Origin of the sequence: Edaphobacter sp. 4G125 (assembly GCF_014274685.1) — a bacterium.
In the GTDB taxonomy this organism is placed as follows: domain Bacteria; phylum Acidobacteriota; class Terriglobia; order Terriglobales; family Acidobacteriaceae; genus Edaphobacter.
Genome location: NZ_CP060393.1, coordinates 1,908,999 through 1,931,733 on the forward strand (window position 1 = coordinate 1,908,999; position 22,735 = coordinate 1,931,733).

21 protein-coding genes, 1 tRNA gene and 1 pseudogene are annotated in these 22,735 nt (G+C 53.8%); 13 read left to right on the plus strand and 10 right to left on the minus strand.

Annotated elements, in window-relative coordinates; all coding sequences use genetic code 11:
• Positions 1-62 precede the first annotated feature (62 nt).
• Together H7846_RS07950 and smpB are read right to left on the minus strand one after the other, a co-directional pair.
• On the minus strand, positions 63-1,619 hold the full coding sequence (locus H7846_RS07950) for a leucyl aminopeptidase (RefSeq protein ID WP_186695919.1): 1,557 nt from the start codon (positions 1,617-1,619) through the stop codon (positions 63-65).
• A 106-nt stretch (positions 1,620-1,725) separates the two neighbouring features.
• Positions 1,726-2,268, minus strand: coding sequence for an SsrA-binding protein SmpB (smpB, locus tag H7846_RS07955; RefSeq protein ID WP_186695920.1), 543 nt, complete (start codon positions 2,266-2,268; stop codon positions 1,726-1,728).
• A 179-nt stretch (positions 2,269-2,447) separates the two neighbouring features.
• Between smpB and H7846_RS07960 the strand changes: the two genes are divergently transcribed.
• From H7846_RS07960 to H7846_RS07980, 5 genes are all read left to right on the plus strand, one after another.
• Complete coding sequence (locus H7846_RS07960; RefSeq protein ID WP_186695921.1) at positions 2,448-4,982, plus strand: cohesin domain-containing protein; 2,535 nt, start codon at positions 2,448-2,450, stop codon at positions 4,980-4,982.
• 86 nt (positions 4,983-5,068) lie between these two features.
• Positions 5,069-5,575: a type II secretion system protein gene (locus H7846_RS07965; protein ID WP_186695922.1), complete on the plus strand. Its 507-nt coding sequence runs from the start codon at positions 5,069-5,071 to the stop codon at positions 5,573-5,575.
• On the plus strand, positions 5,569-6,024 hold the full coding sequence (locus tag H7846_RS07970) for a type II secretion system protein (protein WP_304487888.1): 456 nt from the start codon (positions 5,569-5,571) through the stop codon (positions 6,022-6,024). The genes H7846_RS07965 and H7846_RS07970 overlap by 7 nt, the downstream gene beginning before the upstream one ends.
• Positions 6,025-6,225: 201 nt before the next feature.
• A complete protein-coding gene (locus tag H7846_RS07975; protein ID WP_186695923.1) occupies positions 6,226-6,858 on the plus strand; it encodes a PEP-CTERM sorting domain-containing protein in 633 nt (210 codons plus the stop codon).
• A 338-nt stretch (positions 6,859-7,196) separates the two neighbouring features.
• On the plus strand, positions 7,197-8,357 hold the full coding sequence (locus H7846_RS07980) for a M48 family metallopeptidase (protein WP_186695924.1): 1,161 nt from the start codon (positions 7,197-7,199) through the stop codon (positions 8,355-8,357).
• Positions 8,358-8,498: 141 nt separating this feature from the next.
• Here the strand turns inward: H7846_RS07980 and H7846_RS07985 are convergent, their stop codons facing one another.
• The 3 genes from H7846_RS07985 to H7846_RS07995 all read right to left on the minus strand — a co-directional run bounded on the left by H7846_RS07985 (position 8,499) and on the right by H7846_RS07995 (position 9,821).
• Positions 8,499-8,900, minus strand: a complete 402-nt coding sequence (locus H7846_RS07985; protein WP_186695925.1) for a c-type cytochrome — start codon at positions 8,898-8,900, stop codon at positions 8,499-8,501.
• 115 nt (positions 8,901-9,015) lie between these two features.
• Positions 9,016-9,192 (minus strand): hypothetical protein, encoded by a 177-nt coding sequence (locus H7846_RS07990; RefSeq protein ID WP_186695926.1) that lies wholly within the window; start codon positions 9,190-9,192, stop codon positions 9,016-9,018.
• Positions 9,193-9,317: 125 nt separating this feature from the next.
• Complete coding sequence (locus H7846_RS07995; RefSeq protein ID WP_186695927.1) at positions 9,318-9,821, minus strand: cupin domain-containing protein; 504 nt, start codon at positions 9,819-9,821, stop codon at positions 9,318-9,320.
• Positions 9,822-9,882: 61 nt separating this feature from the next.
• Between H7846_RS07995 and queF the strand changes: the two genes are divergently transcribed.
• Positions 9,883-10,317 (plus strand): preQ(1) synthase, encoded by a 435-nt coding sequence (gene queF, locus H7846_RS08000; protein WP_186695928.1) that lies wholly within the window; start codon positions 9,883-9,885, stop codon positions 10,315-10,317.
• Between the two features lie 79 nt (positions 10,318-10,396).
• Here queF and H7846_RS08005 read toward each other — a convergent pair whose 3' ends face one another.
• Together H7846_RS08005 and H7846_RS08010 are read right to left on the minus strand one after the other, a co-directional pair.
• Entirely contained in the window at positions 10,397-11,008 is a 612-nt protein-coding gene (locus H7846_RS08005; RefSeq protein WP_255460938.1) for a PEP-CTERM sorting domain-containing protein, read from the minus strand.
• A gap of 235 nt (positions 11,009-11,243) precedes the next feature.
• Entirely contained in the window at positions 11,244-12,320 is a 1,077-nt protein-coding gene (locus H7846_RS08010; protein WP_186695930.1) for a type III polyketide synthase, read from the minus strand.
• A gap of 316 nt (positions 12,321-12,636) precedes the next feature.
• On the opposite strand from H7846_RS08010, the gene H7846_RS08015 reads away from it, so the two are divergent.
• The 3 genes from H7846_RS08015 to H7846_RS08025 all read left to right on the plus strand — a co-directional run bounded on the left by H7846_RS08015 (position 12,637) and on the right by H7846_RS08025 (position 15,915).
• Complete coding sequence (locus H7846_RS08015) at positions 12,637-13,098, plus strand: RidA family protein (protein ID WP_186695931.1); 462 nt, start codon at positions 12,637-12,639, stop codon at positions 13,096-13,098.
• A gap of 388 nt (positions 13,099-13,486) precedes the next feature.
• Positions 13,487-14,740: a spinster family MFS transporter gene (locus tag H7846_RS08020; protein ID WP_186695932.1), complete on the plus strand. Its 1,254-nt coding sequence runs from the start codon at positions 13,487-13,489 to the stop codon at positions 14,738-14,740.
• On the plus strand, positions 14,737-15,915 hold the full coding sequence (locus H7846_RS08025; RefSeq protein ID WP_186695933.1) for a glycosyltransferase: 1,179 nt from the start codon (positions 14,737-14,739) through the stop codon (positions 15,913-15,915). Before H7846_RS08020 ends, H7846_RS08025 begins: the two co-directional genes overlap by 4 nt.
• Before the next feature lie 9 nt (positions 15,916-15,924).
• Here H7846_RS08025 and ispG read toward each other — a convergent pair whose 3' ends face one another.
• The gene (ispG, locus tag H7846_RS08030; protein ID WP_186695934.1) at positions 15,925-17,157 is read right to left on the minus strand and encodes a flavodoxin-dependent (E)-4-hydroxy-3-methylbut-2-enyl-diphosphate synthase; all 1,233 of its coding nucleotides are present in this window, start codon (positions 17,155-17,157) and stop codon (positions 15,925-15,927) included.
• 64 nt (positions 17,158-17,221) lie between these two features.
• On the opposite strand from ispG, the gene H7846_RS08035 reads away from it, so the two are divergent.
• A tRNA-Arg gene (locus H7846_RS08035) sits at positions 17,222-17,298 on the plus strand.
• A gap of 578 nt (positions 17,299-17,876) precedes the next feature.
• On the opposite strand, the gene H7846_RS08040 is transcribed toward H7846_RS08035, so the two are convergent.
• Together H7846_RS08040 and H7846_RS08045 are read right to left on the minus strand one after the other, a co-directional pair.
• A complete protein-coding gene (locus tag H7846_RS08040) occupies positions 17,877-18,776 on the minus strand; it encodes an ROK family protein (protein WP_186695935.1) in 900 nt (299 codons plus the stop codon).
• 45 nt (positions 18,777-18,821) lie between these two features.
• A complete protein-coding gene (locus H7846_RS08045) occupies positions 18,822-20,585 on the minus strand; it encodes a class I mannose-6-phosphate isomerase (RefSeq protein WP_186695936.1) in 1,764 nt (587 codons plus the stop codon).
• 166 nt (positions 20,586-20,751) lie between these two features.
• Between H7846_RS08045 and H7846_RS18120 the strand changes: the two are divergent.
• The 3 genes and pseudogenes from H7846_RS18120 to H7846_RS08055 all read left to right on the plus strand — a co-directional run.
• Positions 20,752-20,922: pseudogene (locus H7846_RS18120) on the plus strand (DeoR family transcriptional regulator); the annotation flags it as partial.
• 12 nt (positions 20,923-20,934) lie between these two features.
• Positions 20,935-21,543, plus strand: a complete 609-nt coding sequence (locus tag H7846_RS08050; RefSeq protein WP_255460939.1) for a DeoR/GlpR family DNA-binding transcription regulator — start codon at positions 20,935-20,937, stop codon at positions 21,541-21,543.
• Between the two features lie 124 nt (positions 21,544-21,667).
• Positions 21,668-22,681, plus strand: a complete 1,014-nt coding sequence (locus H7846_RS08055; RefSeq protein WP_186695938.1) for an L-rhamnose/proton symporter RhaT — start codon at positions 21,668-21,670, stop codon at positions 22,679-22,681.
• Positions 22,682-22,735 lie beyond the last annotated feature (54 nt).

A 22,735-nucleotide genomic window follows, 5' to 3' on the forward strand; every position in this document is an offset into this window, starting at 1 on the left:
AAAGCATTTGTAGGTCGCTCTTATCCGTGTTAATCCACAAAATTCGCGGTTGTTTTTTCGTTCTAAGCTGAATACGTCCGGACCCACTCAAGAATCGAGCGGACAGCAATACCGCTCGGTCCTTTGGGATGCCAAGGCTTGACCTCTTCGTTCCAGGCGCATCCTGCAATGTCCAGGTGGACCCACGGAGTATCCTCAGCGAACTCCTTGAGGAACATTGCTGCGGAGATGGCTCCGCCCCAACGCGATCCGCCCGTATTCATGATGTCCGCGATCTGACTCTTGATCTGGTCTTTGTAATCGTCGGTGCAGGGAAGTCGCCAGAATTTTTCTCCTGAGACTCGAAGAGAGCGTTCGAATCGCTCATAAGCGTCCTCGTTATTTGAGAACACTCCGGCGTTGATCATCCCCAGAGCCACCACGCAGGCTCCCGTCAGGGTGGCCGCGTTGATCAGATGCGTGCAACCCAGCGTCTTGGCATAGTGCAGACCATCGGCCAATACCAGGCGCCCTTCCGCGTCTGTGTTCATAATCTCGATCGTCTTGCCGGACATCGCCGTAACGATATCGCCCGGCTTGTAGGCCGTGCCGCTCGGCATATTCTCCGCAGAACAGAGGATCCCTATGACCTTTACGGCAGGCTTTAGCTGCGCGATAGCCCGCATGGCGCCGATCATTGCCGCTGCTCCGGCCATGTCGTACTTCATCTTTTCCATACCGTCGGCTGGCTTTAGCGAGATGCCGCCAGTATCGAAGGTGATCCCTTTCCCCACCAGCCCGATGACTGGGCCGCCGCTTTGTGGAGTGTTTCCTTTCTCTCCTTTTGGCTCATAGGTCATTACCACTAACGCGGGTGGTTGAGCCGATCCCTTCGCCACAGCCATAAAAGCGCCCATCTTCAGATCTTCCAACTTGGCTGTGGAGTAGACCTCACACTTCAGACCCATTTCGGTACACATCGCCTTAGCGCGTTTGCCCAATTCTGTAGGAGTCAGGACATTGCTCGGCTCGTTGACCAGGACGCGAGCAAAATTCTGTGCCTCACCGACGATGCGCCCCTCTTCAAATCCCAGCTGAATCTCTTTTGTGGTGGACTCTTCCGTCGTCGGTGAAACCACAGTGAGGTTCTCCAGAGACGAGTCCTTCCTGTCGCTCTTATAGGTGTCCCAATCCCGTTCGCTAATCACGGCTCCTTCAACGAGCGCGCGACACAATAACGTGCAGGGGAGGTTGTCCAGATGTTCGTCTGAGAGAGCGTGGTCCTCTGGAAAGGCAATCGCCATCTGCCGAACGCCGCGAGGTTTGGCCGCCCGAATTGCCGCTCCGGCCCCTTTGCGGACCTCATCCACCGATAGGTTTTTTGCTTTGCCCAGGCCTACGATCAACAGCCGCTCAGCCTTCAATCCGTTCGGTTTATGAAGCAGCAGCTGATCGCCCAAGCCGCTCTTAAACTCTCCGGAGGCGATCACTGCCGCTGCTGCATTAGTAATCGCGCTCGAGGTTGTCAGCAGAGCGATCAGCGGTTCTGCATCCTTCCCGATAGCGATATCAACGGCCAGTACCGCGAGGAGGGGAGTCGCCAATCCTGCTGCGTCCTGAAATACCAGCTTTATGTCCATGGCAACATCCTAACCCGAGCCGCCATGCCTTTTGGCTACAGAAGTTTAGAAACACTGAGGGAAAAATATGAAATCGCAGGAAGAAAGGCTACATGTGCTGGCAGAATTACCTGCGCTGCCCACGAGCCATGGCGGCCCTGGCCTCACGATCGGCTTCGCGACGACGTTCCGTCTCGCGTTTGTCCCAATCCTGCTTCCCCTTAGCGAGAGCCAATTCGCACTTTACGCGTCCATTACGAAAATAAAGCCGCGTCGGAATCAGCGTATAGCCTTTCTGCCGGGTCAGGGCTTCCAACTTGCGCAGTTCCTCTTTGTGCAGCAGCAGCTTCCGGGTGCGCAGCTCTTCGTGGTTCATCGTATTGCCATGGCTGAAATGCCCGATATGCGCGTTCAGCAGAAAGCATTCGCCATCTTTCAAAAGGCCGTAGGCGTCCCGCAGGTTGGCTTTGCCTTCACGGATGGATTTCACCTCGGTCCCTCGCAGGGAAACCCCAGCTTCAAATCGATCGGTCAGGAAGTAGTTATGACTCGCTGTTCGGTTGACGGCGGCATCCCGCTGACCGGAGGCGACAGGGTCGCGGTCCTTCGGCTTGGTTCCCGTAGTCTTCGGCTGGTAAGCCGCAGTCGGATTGGAGAGGGAACGAGACATGAATCTCTTATTTTACATGCTGTTAAGCAGCAGGATCTTGTCTCACTTCCATCGTCTTGTATCGTCTAAGCTGTAAAGCTCTGGCCTGTTTCTCCCGATTCCTCTTCTCGCTGTACCGGTCTGTAGAAAATCCCGGGCGCTGGGTTTCCGGCCAGAGAAGAAGGAAAGCGTAGTCGCGAATGCTATACTCACCCGAGCGCAACAGCCTGGCAGGCAACGCCCCCACAGGCAGCGTCCTCCCCGGTGGAGATCCAGGGGCAGGCGTGTACTCCGGCAGACGCCTCACTCTTTTCGGTGTAAAGGACGCAGACGAACGTAGAATGGGTCGCGGTAAGAATTTTTCTCATCTCTGGATCGCCTCGCGCGCCGCTCAGGCGCTTCCCGCTCTCTTCTTGACTGTTCTCTTCAGCGCCTCGGTGGCCCATGCGCAGTCCGCCAAGACATTAGATAAACGGGGCCAGGACGCCGAAGCTCGCCATGACTACGACGCCGCCTACGAAGACTATCGCCAGGCCATGATCAAAAGCCCGAAGGACATGCGCTATCGGGCCCACTTCGAGTTGATGCGTTTCCAAGCGGCCGTATCGCACGTTGACCGCGGGCGCGTCCTCCGTCAGAATGGCGACCTTCAAGGGGCCTACAACGAGTTCACTCGCGCGATTGCTATTGATGGAGGCAATCAGACCGCCCAGCAGGAACTCGACCAGGTTAAAAAGGAAATTGCAGTGCAGCTTTCGGCTGCACCGCTCCAGAATCCACAGGCTAGTCTCCCTGAGACCTCCGATCTGGCGACCATTGCGGGACCGATCACGCTCAGGCCTGTCTCGAACGATCCCATCACGCTCCATATGGTGGAAGATGTCCGCAACGTCTATCAGGCCATCGGCAAACTTGCCGGCCTCAACGTCATCTTCGACCCTGACTATACCTCTAAACGTATTCCAGTTGACCTGGTGAACGTCAGCCTCGCAGATGCGCTTCGCATCGTAGGAACTGTCTCTGGGACTTTCTATAAGCCGGTGACATCGAACACCATCTTTGTCGCGCAGAACAATCCCACCAAGCGCCGCGACCTCGACGACCTTGCCGTCCAGACCTTCTATCTCACCAATGCCAGCCAGCAGGCTGATGCCAACGAAGTCCTCACGGCGCTACGCAATCTTCTCGACCAAAGCTCCAAAGTCACTCTTGTCCCCAGCCAGAATGCAATCGTGGTGCGTGCTACGCCCGATCAGCTGTTGCTTGCCCAGAAGCTGATGAACGATCTTGACCGCGCCCGGCCTGAGGTCACCGTCGACGTAGCAATCCTCCAGGTGAATCGCGACAAATTACGGAAGCTCGGCATCACCCTGCCACAGTCCATCACCATTACTCCGCAGGCTTCGCCCAGCACCTCCAGTAGCAGCTCGTCCTCCAGTAGTAGTGGAAGCACTACGCCGAATAGCTTCACGCTCAACACGCTGGGCAATATGAATGCCACGAACTTCGGTGTCACAATTCCTGCCGGGACCTTGGATGCTCTTCTGACAGACAGCGACACCCGCATCCTGCAGAATCCTCGCATCCGCGCTACCGATGGGCAGAAGGCTTCACTCAAGATTGGCCAGAAGATTCCCATTGCCACTGGTTCGTACAACGCGGGCGTAGCTACGGGTGTTGCCAGCATCGGCGTTCAGACTCAGTTCACCTATCTTGACGTTGGCGTCAATATCGACATGACTCCGACGGTTCATTACGACCGCCAGGTCACCCTCAAGATGCACATGGAGGTCTCCTCCCAGCAGGGGTCCGTGACCATCTCGGGCGTGACCGAGCCTATTATTGGTCAGAATGTTGTCGAACAGACTATCCAGCTCAAAGAAGGCGAACCCAGCATCCTCGCTGGCCTGGTCAGCAAAGAAGAGGACCGTGGCCTCAGCGGAACCCCCGGCCTTAGCGAGCTCCCGCTCTTCAAATACTTCTTCGCGTCAAACTCTCGAGAGACAAAACAGAACGAGATTGTCTTTGTTCTCATTCCGCACATCGTTCGTGAATCCGTCCTGACCCGTCTCAACCGCCGTGCGATCGATACTGGTACCAGCAACTCGTTTGAGCTGCGACAGGATCCCACGCTTTCGGCGCAGGATGAATTTGTCGGCCCGGCTCGGCCCCAGCAGATCGGTCAACCGACTACGGCGGCCAACGCTGCTTCTGCGGCTGTGCAACAGTTGATGCAACAGGCACAACCTCCGACTCCGCCTCCTCCGGGATCCACGACGCCTCCTGCGAGTACCGCTCCGCAGCAGACACCAGCCGCTGGTCAGCCGATCAGCCTCTCCGTCGCGCCTCCTGCAGGAAACCAGGCAGTTGGAAGTACCTTCCAGGTCTCCGTCAACGCATCCGGTGCGAATGACCTCTATGCTGTGCCTCTGCAGATTCAGTTCAATCCCGCCGTTCTGCAGTTGGTGAATGTAGACGCCGGAAGTCTTCTGGGACGTGACGGCCAGCCTGTCTCTATCGTCCATCGAGATGAGGGCAACGGCCTGGTGACCATTTCTACCTCGCGTCCGCCCAATGTTCAGGGAGTCAGCGGACAGGGAAGTGTTGCCACGCTGACTTTCAAGGCCGTAGCGGCGGGAGATTCCAATCTCGCGCTGGTCAAGGTAGGTGCGCGGAACAGCTCCCAGGCCAATCTGCCTGCGGTCGGCTCACAATCTGTGGTGCATGTGAAGTGAGTGTGTTGCACAACTCGATTGCTTTTCTCCCTCTATCGTTCCATGACCTTAGAAGGGGACATCTTGAGCGAAGTCATCGCAGAGGAATGACGCAGGGGCCTGCCCTGAGCGTAGTCGAAGCGAAGGATCCGCGGGGTGCAAATCTCTCAAATCCCGAAGCCGGGTTGACTCTCGTGGAGCTTATTATCGTCGTCGCGATTCTTTCCATCCTGGCGACGGCGGCAATTCCCATCGCGCGTTTTCAGGTTCGCCGCGAAAAAGAACGTGAACTGCGTCGCGACCTCTGGGAGATGCGGGCCGCGATCGACCGTTATAAGGATGCTGCGGATAAAGGCGCCTTTCAGGTCAAGGCCGATTCTTTAGGCTATCCTCCCGATCTTCAGACACTGGTCGATGGAGTCGAAGTTCAGGGAAAGAAGGTTCGTTTCCTCCGTCGTATTCCCGTCGACCCAATGACAGGAAACACAGAATGGGGGATGCGGTCGAATCAGGACGACCCCGACTCTGATTCCTTCGGGGGCCAGAATGTCTTCGACGTCTATTCGAAGGGGCAGGGAACCGCCCTTGACGGTACAAAATATTCCACATGGTAGCCAATTCACCAATTCGTCGTTCCTGGTTGTCGCTCAGGCCGAATCCGCAAAGCGGCGTGGTGGAGAGATCTCGCGGCTTCACGCTCATCGAGCTGGTCATCGTGATGACCATTATCGGTTTGCTTGCCGCGATCGCTGTTCCAATGTATATCCAGAGCGTTCGCCATGCCCGCGAGGCGGTCCTGCGCGAAGACCTTCGCACCCTGCGCTCTGCCATCGATTCCTACACGATCGACAAGCAGAAGGCCCCCCAGTCCCTTGAAGATCTGGTGCAGGCTGGCTACATCAAATCTATGCCAGTCGACCCCTTCACCCATCGCACCGATACCTGGGTCCCTGCCCAGGATGATACCTTCCAGAGCCTTGATCAGACTGATTCCGGAATCAACGATGTCCATTCCGGCGCTCAGGAGGTCGGTTCTGACGGGACCAGCTATTCCAGCTGGTAAGCAGGAAGGTAAATGTAGGGAAATCCAAGGGAAATTCGTGTGAAAAGTTTTTCCTATTTATTCGGAAGTCCTTGGGGATCCCCCAGTCTGATTTAGAAAACTCGATATTTTTAGGTTTTTTTGCCGTTTTGGAAATGGCCACCCAAATGCTATAGGGTAGGTTGTTCCATCTCTTCACAGAGATATTTAGAAAGGACTGCCATGATCATCAAGGCTCTATCACGATTTGCCATGGCTCTCGCTGCAGCAGCTCTTCTGGTGCCTGTCGCGAAGGCTGACTCACTTTTTGTCGGTTCCCAGGCCGGTTACTGCTGCTTCAACGTTGACCTTTTACAGGTGGACTCTACCCATATGCAGGTTACGGTTTCTCTTACTGGGGGAGCGCAATATTTTGTCAATTCAGGGGGAGGAAACCATCCTGGGTTTGCCTTCAATCTTGCTGGCGATCCGGCCGTTTCGGTGACATCGATTAACGCTCCCTGGACTCTTTCCAGTTTCTCTCCGAACCCTGTGAACTCCAATGGGCCTAGCTTAGGGACGTTCGACTACTACATCACCAACCCTGGCAACGGAGCCAACGCACACAATCCTGGCCCGCTCGTCTTCACGCTTTTCAATGCTTCTGGAATCAACTATAGCGACTTTGTTGCGAACAGCGCTGGCTACTACTTTGCTGCGGACATTATGAATGCGGACGGAAAGACTGGAATGTCTGGTATCAGCAATCCTCCGACCTCCACTTCTCCCGTTCCGGAGCCCTCGTCCTTGGCGCTTTTGGGAACAGGGATCATTGGAGCTGCTGGTTTTGTTCGCCGTAAACTGCTTCACTCCTAATCGGATACTTTTCTTTACCTTGAAGGCCCTCGGTTTTCGAGGGCCTTCAGCATTTAACTGGGCTACTTTCAATATTTTGGCCGATGAATTTTTGCTGCAGGCGATATTACTCGTGGCTCCCGCACTGTCGCCTATGCGAGCACTGATGGTATTACTGCCGCAATCGCAGCACATTGCTCGCTCATCTTCTAGGTACATCATTGAAGCCATGAGGGGCTGGATTCAAAACCAGCGCTTCTCCCATTTGTCTACCACGACTTTTCAGGAGCATACTACGTCTAAGTAGTTGTGGCCGAGTTGTGTCTTCCCTGGAAAGCAGCTCGCCAGGAGACTTTCCTATGCGTCCCGTACATCTCAGTCTGGCCGCCCTTCTCGTGCTCTGCACGGTCTCCTACGCGCAGACCAGTTCACAGACGCCTTCTTCCACCCCAGCGCCTCCCCCGGGAAGCTCCAAACCTGTTCCTGGAGCGCCTACGGCTACTCCGGAGGAACAGAAGGCTGCCAAAGAAGAAGCCAGCAAAAAGGCTGACTCCATCCCTTCTCCTGGGGAAGCCCTTGATCCGCACATCAAGGCAGGCAGTGAAGATGACGTCAACGCCATCGGAACCCGCAACATCGGCGGTCGCGGCCTTGGCAACTGGTACTCCACCGACTGGGAGATCCGTAACGGCAAGATGTACTCGATGGAGATCGAAAAGTCGGCCCACATGGTCACCGACCCCGTCGTCAACGAGTACGTCAATCGCGTTGGCCAGAACATCGTCAAGAACTCTGACTGCAAAGTGCCCTTCACCATCAAGGTCATCGACTCCGACGAGATCAACGCTATGGCGTTGCCGGGAGGATTCTTCTATGTCAATTCCGGCCTGATTCTCGCAGCCGATGAAGAGGCTGAGCTTGCCGGCGTCATGGCGCACGAAACTGCTCACGTTTGCGCTCACCATGCTGCTCGCCAGATGACCAAGATGAACTACGCCCAGATCGGCTCGATCCCGCTGATCATCTTCACCTCGGGATCCTGGACTGGTTATGGCATATACGAAGCAACGCAGCTTGCTATTCCTATTACCTTCCTCAAGTTCTCACGTGTCGACGAGGCGGAGGCCGACTGGCTGGGCCTTCAGTACATGTACAAGGCGGGATACGACCCCCAGGCGTTCATCCAGTTCTTCGAGAAGATCGCCGCCCTCGAGAAACATAAACCCGGCACTCTCTCCAAGGTCTTCTCCGATCACCCGCAGACGCCGGACCGTATCAATCGTTCCGAGGAAGAAATTGCGACCATTATGCCGCCGCGGCCGGACTACATTGTCTCCACCAGCGAGTTCGATGACGTCAAGGCTCGTCTTGCCCGCATCGAAAACAAGCGCAAGCTCAACGATAAGAAAGATGGCAACAAACCGACGTTACGCCGCACGGGTACGACGAATAACGATCCAAACAACCCCAATAATCCTTCAAACTCCGACGATCGTCCGACCCTAGGCCGCAGGGATTAGGCTCAAAGCCGGAAGTTGACGATTGCGCCAATACAGATCGCGGCTAGCTCCGAGCGTTCATATCGGCAACGGCTAGGCTATTGATCGAGTTGCGAAGATGCAATAACCCATTCTGAGATGTGAAGTTGAAGATGTTCGTGTTCACTTTTTGGAAAACGATCGCACCAGCACAACCAGGTTCCACACATCATCATCCTTTGCGCGCGCGATCTCTTCGGCTGGCATTTGGCCTTTACCGTTCCTGATGATGTAGAACAGCTCTCCATCCGTCATGTCTTTGAGAGTAGCTGGATTGGTGTAGTCCTTCATCTGAAGCTTCATGTCGGCGACGGCATCACCCTTCCCATCGCCGATTGTTCCATGACAAAGGGCACAATCGTACCCGTAAAGCTTCTTGGCGTGAGCCAACGACTCTGGTGTCGTCTTGACCGGATTCACCATGCGCACCGCTTCAGCGGGAATAACTGTCGGCGACGGCCCAGGAGTGGGTTGTTGTGGCGACGATGCGAGAAGTAGCGTACAGCAGAAAAAAGGCTTCAACATACGAGCCTCCATATTTGCCGAGCGAAATCTTATGCCTCAGCCGCTCCAATAGGAAGCTTTATTTTTTGCATCCACATTCTTGCCGTTTTCGGAAATAAACCAACCTAGGGCACCTTCAAAACTCGGTTCTGTACTTCGAATGCGTGTCAAACCCCAACACGCAATTCCACTCCAGCCACCATGCCGAAGAGATTGGGGTGACATTCGGCGTACTGCCTTCATTGCGCGACACAGCCAGCACCACCGGAGTGCCAGCGTAAAGAATCGAGGGATAAATCGTCTGATGCGTCATGCAGATTCTTTTCGCTGCGATTACTTCTTTAACGATAGGAATCTTCTCTCTCGACGCAACACTCCGTGTGTAGTCAAACTCGGTTCTCAGATGTTCTATCCAAGAGGCGCAAATTTCAGAGTCGGTTACAACAACTCCGTCTTGTATTTCGGAGCCAGCCCAAACACTTTCTTCCCGAGTTCTTCCATGGCTGGGCCATCCAGCTTCGGCGGAGCCTGGGTTCGCGTAGCAACCTGGACTCCCACCTCCTCGAAGAATCGTTCCTGTCCGGCCGGAGCACAAATGCAAAGCATCCGCGCAACGCTCTTCGATCCGTTATGAAACTGGTGCGGAGCATTCGCAGGAACATGCACTGTCTCCCCCGCCTTCGCCGTCATCTTCTTTCCGCGAAACGTAAACTCCAACTCCCCCTCCAGTAAGGTGAACGTCTCCTCGAAATCGTGACGATGGGGAGGAGGCCCGCCCCCAGGAGGAACATGCATATCGATCAGGCAGTAACGTCCGGCCGTGTCTTCGCCATTCAATAGAACTGTGTATGTATCCCCAACTAATCCCAGGTGTAAGGCGTCCTCGACGTCCCTTATCACCAATGCTCTCGTCAAATCGTCTGCCGGAATCTTCTCGCTCATCCTGACCTCTCTTGGATGTTCATTGAACACCCTCTTTATGAAATATCGCTAAAATAGAGCTATGCCCAAGAAGGACAAATCGAAGAAGACCACCGGCTACACTGACGATCACGCCGCTTCCGGCCTGGATACAAAATTTCCTGAGATCGAAACCTGGCCCAATCAATTCCCGGCCTACGAGATCCTCATCGACGACCCGGAGTTTACCTCGGTTTGCCCCAAGACCGGTCTGCCCGACTTCGGTCGCCTCACCATACGCTACATGCCCAACAAGCGCTGCATGGAGCTCAAGTCACTTAAGGAATATCTCTTTACCTATCGCAACCTCGGCATTTTTCAGGAGAACATCGTCAACCAGGTTCTCAACGATGTTGTTAAGGCGACCGATCCCGTCTGGGCCAGGGTCGTTGGCGACTTCCGTCCGCGCGGTGGTATCTCGACCATCGTCGAAGCCTTCTATCCTCGCCCTAAAGACTCGAAAGGCCCGCGCTCCTAGCTGCAAAAAAATCCCTCCTCTTCAGCCCACAATGGAAGCCAAAGATGGAGGGATGAATCTGCCTTTATGAAAGCTGTTGTTATGTGTGCATTGCGTTTGCGCGACGACGGATCAGCCCTGCCAGTCCAAGAACTCCGCTTCCTAGCAATGCCAGGGTCGAAGGCTCGGGAACGGCAGAAGCAGATGCGGAGAATGTTGTTGAAGTCTGCCCGTTGACGAGTTGAGTAGTAAAGGTGAAGCTGCCGGGAGTTGGATCGTAATCTACGACGCCCGTAGCTGTAAAAAAGCCATTGCCTGTTGCATCGAGACATGTGGCATTGAGGCAACCGGTCACATTGCTGATGTACTCAGCGTTATAGTCTGTCATATGGAACGCGAAGGTTTCTCCGTTTTCCGTAATAGTAAAAAGTTGGACCGGACTGATTGCCGGCGGCACCATGTTTTGGCCCTGGGTGTAGGGAAGAACACCGCTCAAAAAATTAATTGGATTTCCATTCGTCAAATACAAACCGAATGTTCCAGTATTTGCTCCAGGTCCTCCCGCTACGAATCCATCAAAAAATTGGATCGTAGAGGAAGTAAAGGTGTCATCCCCAAAAGCGGAGACTGTTCCTGTAATTGAATCGGCGTGAAGTGCCGTGGGTGCAATAAAAGCAGCAGCCAAGGCAAAGACAGCGAGCGGTCTTAACATGAAGGTATACCTCCAATAGATGAGCAAGATGCGGCATCGTGCGACCGTATCGCTCATAAAATGCACGTTAATGACCAATGACTACCGCTGTCGCACACCCCGGCGATAATTCATGAGTTAACTACTTACAAAATCAGGGCGGAAAATTGTGAAAAGTCTTTTTCAGAAAACACGCAAATTTTTGCATATAAAAATAGTGTTATAAGAATTTTTTTCTCATTCTGGCGTGAATTCCTTACCATTGCAGCAACAATAGCTCTGAGCAGAATGCCGGTCCCATTGCTCCCATCATGCTGTAACAGCCTGGACTCCCCGGGCGATTCTCCAGATACTCCTTCATCACGGTGAGCACAGAGGCTGACGAAAGATTCCCGTGTCGGCGCAGGCTGTTCCACGAGGCTGAAAGGGCTCCTGAGGGAAGATTCAGACTGTTTTCCATCGCCAGCAGCACCTTGGGGCCACCGCTATGGAAGATGAAACTGCAGATCTGTCCCATGTGCATATCCTGTTCGCTAAGAAATGTTTCTACGGTCTTTCGCAGCTCTTTGTTGACCAGTTCGGGTACATCTGCTGAAAGCACAATATTAAATCCGCTATGGTTGATGCTCCATCCCATCAGATGCTCCGTATCCGGATAGAACGTAGACCTTGTCGCCACCACCCGAGGACACGGTTCCGCTACGCTCGTCGGCTTTAGAGCATGCGGCGTCTCTTCTCCGGCAAGCACGACTGCGGCTGCGCCATCACCAAACAATCCGCATGCAACAAGTGCTGCCATAGAGGAGTCCTGTTCCTGCCAGGTGAGCGAACAGAGTTCGACGGAGAGCAACAATGCATATTGTTTTGGATACGCTCGGACATAATCTGCTGCGCGCGCAATGCCCGCTGCCCCGGCGACGCAGCCTAATCCGAAGATAGGGGTGCGCTTGATGTCGTGCGGAAAGCCCATTCGATTCACAAGGCGAGCATCGATGCTTGGACACGCAATGCCGGTGACTGAAGTAAAGAAGATGGCTGAGATATCTGCGGGAGTCAGACCAGCCTGGTCCAGTGCCTTCTGAATGGCCTCTTGTCCAAGCTGCATAGCTCCCTGGATCCAGGCATCATTCGTTGGACCAAAGCCTGAGATGCTTCCCAGGGTTTCCAGTGGAAACATGATGTGACGGTAGTCCACGCCACAGTTCGTGTGAAGGCGATCCATGACTTCGGGCATCGCCAGCTTGTCTTGCATACGCTCTTTCAATGCTTCCGTAATCACGGCCTGGGGATAACGGTGAGGCGGAAATGCCGTACCGACGGATGTAATGCGCATAGGTCTGAAAACCTCTCAGAGGTTGGGGAGTTTCGGGCACACCAATGACTGCTCATTGGCAAACTGCTATGGGGCAGAAATGTCTGGAACCCTGCGCTCAGAGGCTGGGGGGAAGGTGTTACATCCAGCACGCAAGGGAAGAAGCCGAAGATCGGCAACAGGCCCAGTATAAGTCACAAAAGATCGCTCCATCCCAGTGTTTTTCTGGATTTTTCAAAAAAACCGGGCCTGCTCGGGCAAGTGTCTCATTTCACGTTCGGTCGAATTCGATACTATGGTCGAGTTTTCTATTCGTACTGAGAAGGAGTGATTAAAAATGGCATCATCGACACGCAGAGGTCTCTTGAAGAACGCAGCTGCAGCCGCAACGGGAGCCGTCATGGCCGCCCCTGTGGCATCGGCTCAAACGGCGGCGCGTACCGTCAAAAAAGACGCTACCGGAAAAACTCCAGGTCCTTTTCCGTTTACGCCTGTCGTCTCGTTTGGCAATCTCCTCTTCGTCTCCGGTGTCGGATGCCGGGTTCCCGGAACCATCGAGGAAAATACCAAATGGGTCCTTGATGAGATCGAAAAATATCTTATTGCCTCTGGCTCATCGCTCGAGAAGGTACTGAAGGTCAATGTTTTTATGGAAGACATCAAAGACTTCGACCGCATGAACGCTGTGTACAAGACCCGTAAGTGGGGCACAGTCTTTCCGGCACGCAATACGGTTCAGCCTGCCAAACTTCCTGCGGGTGACTACGGCCTCGCGATCGACTGCGTTGCCTACGTGTGAGATCGAAGTCATTCACCTCAGCCTGTTTTTCTGTCTCAATACCTTTGTCATCCCAGCTGGGGGACAGAAATCCTGTCAAGCCAGGATCTCCTCTAACTCTCACGATTCAGAGGAGATCTTGATTGCAGAATCTCTTCATCTATCTCGCTAAAATAGAAATAGGAAAAAAGATAAGTCAAGTAATAGAAATCGGAAAGATTAGAAGTCATATGTCCGGCTCATTTTGAGTCGGACGTGATCGTTTAACGCGGTAGAGAAGACGCAGGTACACACTTATCTTATTTATTTCGAATACTTTGTCTCATTTGTAGGGAGGGGAGGGGTTGTTTGTTGTCCAACCGACACCCAGTCAACTGAAACGCCTCGAGGCTGCTATCCTTTCCCTCACATGGCCTCCACAACCAAATCCAGGGTGACCGGTGCAGTTGCCGGAGCGACGACAGCGCTTGTGCTTCTCACCGCGCTCAACTTCGTCAACTACATCGACCGGTACATCCTTCCAGGCGTGCAGGAGCAGATCAAGCACGAGTTCCTTCTCTCTGACGAGCAGATCGGAAGCCTCACCCTCTGGTTCATGCTCGCTTACATGCTCACCTCGCCCATTACGGGATGGCTCGGAGACCGTTTTCCGCGAAAACCGATGATCGTCGTCGCGGCCCTCTTCTGGAGTGCGATCAACTTCTTCACCGCGTCGGTGAACTCTTACGAATCACTGAATCTGCGCCATGCAGCGCTCGGTATCGGCGAGGCCAGCTTCGGAATCTTCGCTCCAGCGCTGCTTGCGGACTTCTACCCACCTGAGCAGCGCAACCGCGTGATGACGATCTTCAACATCGCGATTCCCGTCGGAGCCGCCCTTGGATATCTCGTCGGCGGAGTCGTCGGGGAGCACCACGGCTGGCGCATGTCATTCATCGTCTCTGCCATTCCCGGAGTGATTTTGGCCCTGCTCATCCTCTTTCTGATGAAGGAGCCGGAGCGCGGAGCCAGTCAGCACGAGAAGGCAAAGTTTGAGAAGGGAACCGTTCTAAATCTTCTGAAGAACAAGGCGTACCTTGCCTCGATCCTTGGGTATGCCGCCGTTACGTTTTCATTGGGTGGAATCTCGTGGTGGATGCCGTCCTTTCTCGAGCGCGTTGGAGGGCGTTCGCAGGCCAGCGCAGCTTTTCTGATGGGAGCGATCACTGTGGTGACAGGCCTGCTTGGAACCATCACCGGAGGAGTTATTGCGCAGCGCTGGTCGAAGAAGACTCCGAAGGCTCTCTACTTAGTGCCCGCCATGAGTGCGGCGCTTGCGGTCCCACCGGCCCTGGTCTGCTTCTTCGGTCCGAAAAACCTGACGATCCCTGCGCTCGCTCTCGCGATCTTCCTCATTTTTCTCGGGACCGGTCCTGTAAACGCTGCGACCGTCAATGCGGTTCGTCCGGAGGTCCGAGCGACGGCAATGGCTGGACAGCTCTTTATCATCCATGCGCTTGGCGATGCCATCTCACCGCGCGTAATCGGAGCTGTCAGCGACCGATCGAACCTTAGTTTTGGATTGGGCTCGACTTTGATTACGCTTGTTCTGGCTGCGATCATCTTCTTTTTCGGCTCGCGTTACGCTCCACCGCTGGGCGAAGAGGAACCTGTTGCAGCATGATTGCACTACTCATCATCGCCTGGCTTGTGACCCTGGCCTGGCTCTGGAAGGCAGCAACGGCAGTATGCGGGTTGCCACACATTCCTAACCTGCTTGAACCAAAGTTCGATCGCGCTCCGGAAGGCAGTCCGTCAATCACGGTTATCGTTCCTGCACGAGACGAAGCTGCCGCATTACCTTTGTGTCTTTCATCGTTGCTCGCACAGGATTACAAGAACCTGAGGATTATTGCTGTGGACGATCGCTCAACCGATGGGACGGGAGCGATCATGGATGCTCTCGCGGTTCATCATCCAGAGCGTCTGCGTGTGCTGCATGTAAAGCAGCTTTCCGCAGGATGGCTAGGCAAACCACATGCGATGGCTTTGGCTGCAAGGGATGCGATTGTGATGGAGCGTCCTGATTACCTGCTTTTCACCGATGCAGATGTAATCTTTCAATCCGAAGCGATTCGCCGTTCACTCGCGCAGGCCGTCGCGACGCAAGCGGATCACTTCGTCACGTTTCCAACGCCATTGGTCAAGACCTTTGGCGAAGGCGTGCTGCTCGGTTATCTGGGGGTGATGGGATTGTGGGTGACGCGGCCATGGAAGGCCGCCGATCCCAAAGCGAAGCGCGACTTTATTGGTATTGGTGCCTTCAATCTGCTGCGAACTGAAGCGTATGAAAAGCTGGGTGGATTCGAGGCGCTACGGATGGAGATACTGGAAGATCTTGTGCTCGCGCGCAAGGTCAAGCTTGCTGGGCTGCACCAACAAGTCGCGACGGCGCCAGGCATGGTGAGCCTACACTGGGCAGCGGGAACGATGGGTGTGGTGAAGGGAATGACCAAAAATCTCTTCGCCATCTTCCGTTTCCGAATCGAAGTCGTTGTGTTTGCCTGTATCGCCTTGGCGGTCCTTTGCCTTGGGCCGATCGGTTTTCTCTTTCCAGCGCAAACGAAGTTTCCAGCGGAGATCGCGTTGGCTTCCATAGCGGCACTGTATATTGTTTCGGCGCGTCACTCGAAAATCTCGCCCTGGTACGCGCTGTTGTTTCCAGCGGGAGCTGCGTTGTTTCTGTACTCGCTGCTTCGCTCGTCGTGGATTACGGTACGCGAGGGTGGAGTGACGTGGCGAGGCACGTTTTATCCGCTGGTAGAGCTTCGCCGCGGGCTGGTCTCCCTTCGCGAGTAAGGAATTCGATCAGGCTTCGACGAGAACTTTGCCGTAACGCTTCTCAACGTATCCGTCGAGGATCTGCTGGAACTCTTCGACGATGTGGTCGCCCTTGAGCGTGGTGTAGAGCTTGCCGTCTACGTAGACGGGGGCCTTCGGCTCCTCGAAGGTTCCCGGCAGAGAGATACCGATGTTGGCATGCTTGGATTCGCCGGGGCCGTTGACGATGCAACCCATGACTGCAAGCTTCAGCTCTTCGACGCCAGGATACTGCTTCTTCCATTCAGGCATTTGCTCAGCCAAGTATCCTTGGATGCGCTCGGCGAGCTCTTGGAAGTAAGTTGATGTAGTGCGCCCGCACCCAGGGCAGCTGGTGACCTGGGGCATGAAGCTGCGGATGCTCAGGGACTGAAGAATCTGTTGTCCGCAGCGAACCTCTTCGGAACGGTCGCCACCTGGGGTCGGCGTGAGCGAGACTCGGATGGTGTCACCGATGCCACTGAGGAGCAGGGGAGCGAGACCAGCAGCGGAGGCAACGATACCTTTCATGCCCATGCCAGCTTCGGTAAGCCCGAGGTGCAGAGCATAGTCGCAGCGTCGTGCAAGCTCAGTGTAAACATCGATCAGGTCACGCACGCCGGAGACCTTGGCTGAGAGAACGATTTGATCGCGGCGCAGGCCGTAACGTTCGGCAGCGGCGGCGTTGTCGAGCGCGGAGACAACCATTGCCTCCATCATGACATCACGCGCAGGCAGTGGATCGGACGATTTGGAGTTCTCGTCCATCATCTTGGTGAGCAGCGCCTGGTCGAGCGAACCCCAGTTGACGCCGATGCGCACAGGCTTCTGATGTTTGACGGCGACCTCAACCATCGTGCGGAAGTTATCGTCGTCTTTGCGTCCGATAGAGACGTTTCCAGGATTGATGCGATATTTCGAGAGGGCCTTTGCAGTGTCAGGGTATTTGGTGAGTAGAAGGTGACCGTTGTAGTGAAAGTCTCCGATGATGGGAGTGTTCCAGCCCTTCTTCTGAATACCTTCAACGATGTAGGGAACAGCCTTTGCGGCATTGTCGTTGTTGACCGTGATACGGACCATCTCAGAACCGGCGCGTGCCAGAGCTGCAATCTGCTGAACGGTGCTTTCGACATCCGCTGTGTCGGTGTTGGTCATGGACTGCACTACGACCGGCGCATCGGAACCTACACGAACTCCACCAATATTGACCGTAACCGCACGACGACGCTGTATCTCGGGCATAAACTCTCCACCCTTAAGTTTATCACTCAGCAACGAAATACCCTCGCGATACACTAAGCTGTAAGGCCCGGTAGCTCAGTTGCATAGAGCAGCGCACTCCTAACGCGAAGGTCGCAGGTTGGACTCCTGCCCGGGCCACCATAAACCCCTATAAACGTTGATGATTTATCGATACCCCGAAGTGAGGAGAGCGTGAGATTTGCCTTGTGCCGCTTTGTGTCATTTTGTCTTTCTTTTACATCGGGACGTAGTGAAATAAACCTCACGGAGAGGGTTAGGGATTGTCGTTTTGTACGTTTAAGGCAGCTGTTCGTTTCATCGACGAGCGGTTACCCTCTTGGGCAGGGCGCTCTAGATCGACGTGGTGGATCAGAACCCGCCCATAGAGAGACGGAGAGCCTTTAGACGGCCCTCCGCGATCAGATAGCCAAAGCGACCTGGCACTTATCGAGGACAGGTATGTGGCCTCCCTTCGGAGTAAAGGAGGCGAGCCGTTGTGCTTATGCTCCCGAATCCGTTACAGACCGTTGCGTCTCGGTTGATGTGTGCGCGACCAAAACATTGATGATTTGCGCCGAGCGATGTAGGTAGTCTCATGTCCACGGAAACCCGTTAGCCCAAAAGCTCTATGGTTCGCATGGTTTCCGTGATCCAATCGACCTAGCTGCTCGACCTTGCCATAGTACTTTGGGGAGGATGCGCCTATCGCTCAATTGGTTTTAAATAGATTCAGTCTGTTGTCGAAACCAGGCCACGATTGAACCGCGCAAAGCCGCTTTCTCAAAGTGAGAGGATATTTTTAGAAGATTTGTCAGATGATCTTTGCCGGAGAGGACAGATGGTAGGAATGTTTCCGAACTCCGAGAAATGGAGCCGCCTAAAACGATGATATCGGGTGCGAGGGGCAAGAGATAGACTTCGATCACGCGGCCAAGCTCGTCTCCAAATGCCGACATGATTTCAGATGCAATCGGATCGGTGAAAGAGTTCTTTGTGATCTCTTTCACTGATTGATATTTCCCCCCGCGGTCTTCCTGCAGTTTCATGATTCCTCGAGTAGAGACAAAATCTTCGACCGTGCGATCTCTCCACGGGAGGGCATAAAGATCATTGGGGAGAACATCCGTTACGGAAACCGGTCGGCCATCAATTGCAAACGCGGCGCCAATTCCCGTCCCTAAGGTAATTCCAATGGCCCTCGCCGCGAAGGGTTCTTGTAATTCGCCAAGAAGAAACGCATCAGCATCGTTGAGAAATATGATTTTTGTTCCGTCGAGTCCGAACTGATCGGCGAGACATTTACGAATGTTTAAGCCATACCAGGCTGAGAATTTATGTTGCAGCCGCGAGACTCCTCCGGGATAGTCGAATGGTCCAGGAATCGCGACCGCGATTCCTGCAATGTTCCCAGACAAGGTTAAAGCAGAGAGAGCCATGCGACCGGCCTCAGCGGCCCGATCCAGCAGATATGTAGCCGAACCTCCCTCATCTAGAGCAAGAGACGCGCTGGATCTACTCAGTGGATTGCTTATGTCCACAGCCATGGCGGCGACGTGACTGCCTCCCATGTCGAAGCTTAAAAGAACCTTGTCATTGGTTGATATTGTCGGGGAGGACATGGCTTGTGCACCTCAGGGGAAGAACCGTCTCGTACCATTTGCATTTCATGATTCCGTATTGTTGCCGAGCCCAGGCACGGATCGAACGAAAGCTTTGATGGTTGCGCATGCCATACCTGGGACAGCAGGGCGAATGGTGTAATGCCCTACAGCGGCGGGCACGATGAAAGATTCGGCGTAGTGAACGATAAACGGAGGAAAAAGCCCTAAGGGGCTTTCGACGATCGCTTCGTGCCCCTGGACAAGATTGAGGACATTGAGGTTTCCTTGTGTGTCGTGCGGTACAGTTCCGGTGAACCAATGGCGCCGCGTTTCGATGAACTGCGTCTCGTGAAGGCCGGTTGATTCTTCACGCCAGTGGTCGCTCTCCGCGATCGTCTTATGGCGATTGATCAGATCCTGCTCCACCCATCTTGTGGTTCGATTCCAGCAGATGTTCTCTATGCCATGATCCAGGTGAATTGGTCTTGGGGAACCATCAAGACCGAGTCGTCCCCAATCCCACAACTTAAACGTGAAGATATAAGGCGTTGCACTGATCTCAAGAACGACTGTGTCGCGTCCAGAACAGTGGATTGTTCCAGCTGGAATTAGAAAATGATCGTGTTTGTGAGCAGGGAATCGATTTACATAATGTTCTGCGTCAAATTCGATCGCATCACTTTCTTGTGCTTCTCTCAACTCTTTTGTCATGGTTTCGCGATCGATGTCCGACTTTAAGCCCAGGTAGACGCTTCCATCTTGCTTGGCGTCGAGGATGTAATAGCTCTCGTCCTGGGTATACTTCATCCCGAATTCTCGTCGGATATATTCCCGTTTGGGATGAACCTGCAAGGAAAGATTGCTACCGCCATAAGTGTCGAGGAGGTCGAATCGAATGGGAAATTCAGCGCCAAAGCGCGAAACGATCTCTTTCCCGAGTAGCTCCATGGGATGAAAGAGCACGAGATCGAGCGCAGGGATTTCCACGGTCTTTTCCCCGAACCGAAGAAGAATACTATTTTCTTCGGGAACGCAATCGAAACACCAGGCATAGTTTGCCTGATCGCGTGGTAAGCCGAAGACTTCCTCCATCCAATGTCCACCCCACGGACCCGGATCAAAGAAAGGAACCACTCGAAATGGCTGATGTGCGAGGAGGTTCAAACCCGCTTTAAAAAGCTCTGTGGTAATCAATTTGGGCAGGGAAGGAATATTGGTGTCTAGTAAAAAGTTGGCTTTGGGGAGAACCTGTGTCTTCAGTTGATCGGCTACACGCCAATCGACGAAGAAGCCGCGCTTGTACTTGAGTGACGGACGTTCAGCTCGATTCGCAATTCCCAAATTGCCGATTTCGCCTCGTCGCTGGCGTTGTTGAATCTCCCAACGCGCCATATCGGCATAAATGACAACGTCGAAGTTCGGAATGAGGAGCGAGGCTCCTGTACCAATTACGATTGTGACATCCGGATTTGCCGAAGTTAGTTCGGTGCGAGCCGCATCTAATTTTTTGGCGTCTACGAAATCCCGGATCGCGAGTGAGTTCATTTGGCCAAAGACCGGATCGTCAGTGAGATATGGCTCGACAAGCTCATTGATTTGATCGGGAGAAAGGTACCAGTCTGCGGCCAACAGTTGCCGATGTGGACCGAGTTCTTGGCGGAGATAGGAACTCAGTTCCTCGATCGACACTCCTGGATAGCATTCGATGCAAACCACTCCTGTTCCCTTGGGTATGGAGGATCGGATTTTATTGCCGATAGCGGGCCATCCCTGAATGCAGTCGCGATCTTCTGCAGTGACTTGAATATATGGGGTCTTGTCATACATATCGTCTTCAGCCTTCCCCCAGCGCTTCCCGATGATTCATTCATAATGAACGATACATCGCTTATTAGTCAAAATTAAGATCGAAATCTTATATTAAGAAAATTATAAAAGAGGGGACCATGGCATATCAGTCATCCCCTGCAACGAGCATTGTATGGTTATCGATATGGCCCGAGGCAAAGAGAAACAGGTACAAAGACACGAGCAGATCCTTAGTCGGTTACAGGAAGTAGGAGAGATAACGATTGAAGAACTGTGTGCGGAACTCGGTGCGTCCGTTGTCACGATTCGTCGCGATCTAGACGAACTCGAACAGAGATCTCTTCTGAAAAGAACTCGAGGTGGGGCGATGCCGATCGGTCCTCTGTTCTATGAGCCGTTCAAAAAGGATCCATCTTTTCAGGATAAGATCGGGAGTTTTGCGGAAGAGAAGCGACGAATTGCGCGAAGGGCATCGGAAATGATCACTCCAGGCACGACGGTTGCGCTGACGGGCGGGACCACGACAACTGAAATTATTCGATGTCTCAATACCGTAAGCGGAATCACAATCGTCACGAATACGGTTAACGTCGCCATGGAATTGAGTTCACGCAAAGACATTGATGTGTATGTCACGGGTGGTCATCTGCGCGGCAACTGGTTCACTCTTGTGGGTCCTCTCGCAACAACATCTGCGGAGTTATTGTTTGCCGACATTATGTTTCTTGGAGTCGATGGTCTCGAAGTCCATCATGGGCTGACGTGTTCCCATCCCCAGGAGGCAGAAGTTTTGCGATTACTCGCCGGTCATTCAAAACACTTGGTCGTGGTCGCGGACTCAAGCAAGATCGGAAGTGTGTCGAAGTGGCTGCTGTGTCCCACTCGCGAGATACACGAAATTATTACGGATACGGGTGCGAAGGATGAGGCTATCGCGCCTTTTGAAGCTATAGGAATTAAGGTTCATCGAGTTTAGAGAGCGCTTAAAGTAACCTAGCGATCCGATTCTTATCTCCAGATCATTTGACTTATATCAAAAAGCCAATCTAGCCTCAGCATTATTGAGCGCTCAAAAGAGGCAGGATTGGAGAGTCCACGTCATGGAGAACGAGTTTGCCGGGTTGGTTTTGCTGGTGGTTGCAGGTGTGATGAACGCGTGCTTCGCGCTTCCCATGAAGCTGATGGGAAGGTGGGGTTGGGAGAACATATGGCTTGTATGGAGTGGATTTGCTCTCGTCGTACTCCCCGTGATGACAGCCTCCTTGTTCGTTCCTTTGCTTGGATTCGCTCTTTTGGCGGGAGGTCCAAGCCTTCTTCTTCTGATTGGGGCATGCGGGTTTGCCTGGGGCGTCGCCCAAGTATTGTTTGGACTTGCCATTGACATGATTGGCATAACACTCGCGTTTTCCATCGTGTTAGGTCTTTCTGCCGCCGTGGGAAGCGTCGTGCCTTTTTTCCGGATTGCTCTTCAACGTGGTTTCGCGTCGACGGATTTGCGATTCGGAGGCGCTCTCGCGGTTGTTTTGAGCGGGGTGTTCTTGTGCGCCTGGGCCGGTAACTGCAGAGATCGGTCAAGACCGCGAACAAGTGCGGGGTCCAATTTTCGTCGAGGATTGATCTGTGCGGTCTGCAGTGGACTGGGGGCTGCGGCGATGAACATCGGGATATCCCTGGGAACACCCATCGATCTGTTCGCCAAGGCACATGGTGCTCGACCCGCTTTAAGTAATATCGCAGTCTGGCTTCCACTTTTAGTAGCAGGCGCGATCCCGAACCTGATTTATTGCGGGATGTTGCTTCATCGCAACATGAGCTACGGCAGATTTGCTGCGGAGAGAACTGCATGGTATTGGGTTGGTGGTTTGCTCATGGCCGTGCTGTGGTTTGCAAGCAGTATTTTGTACGGCATCGGCGCTGGCGGAATGGGGCGCTTCGGTTTGGTGATCGGATGGCCGACGTTTATGGCGGCGATCGTGATTACTGCCGGGATCGTCGGAGTTGCAATGGGTGAATGGAAGGGAGCATCGGCACGCGCGTCTGCTCTTCAAGCTACCGGCATGCTGGTTCTCGTCCTCTCAATCCTTCTGCTCGCGCAATCCAATGGAACGATGTGAATCTCTCAGGGAGTTTTGGGCGCATCCTGTGCGCAACGCCGCCCTCGACCAAAG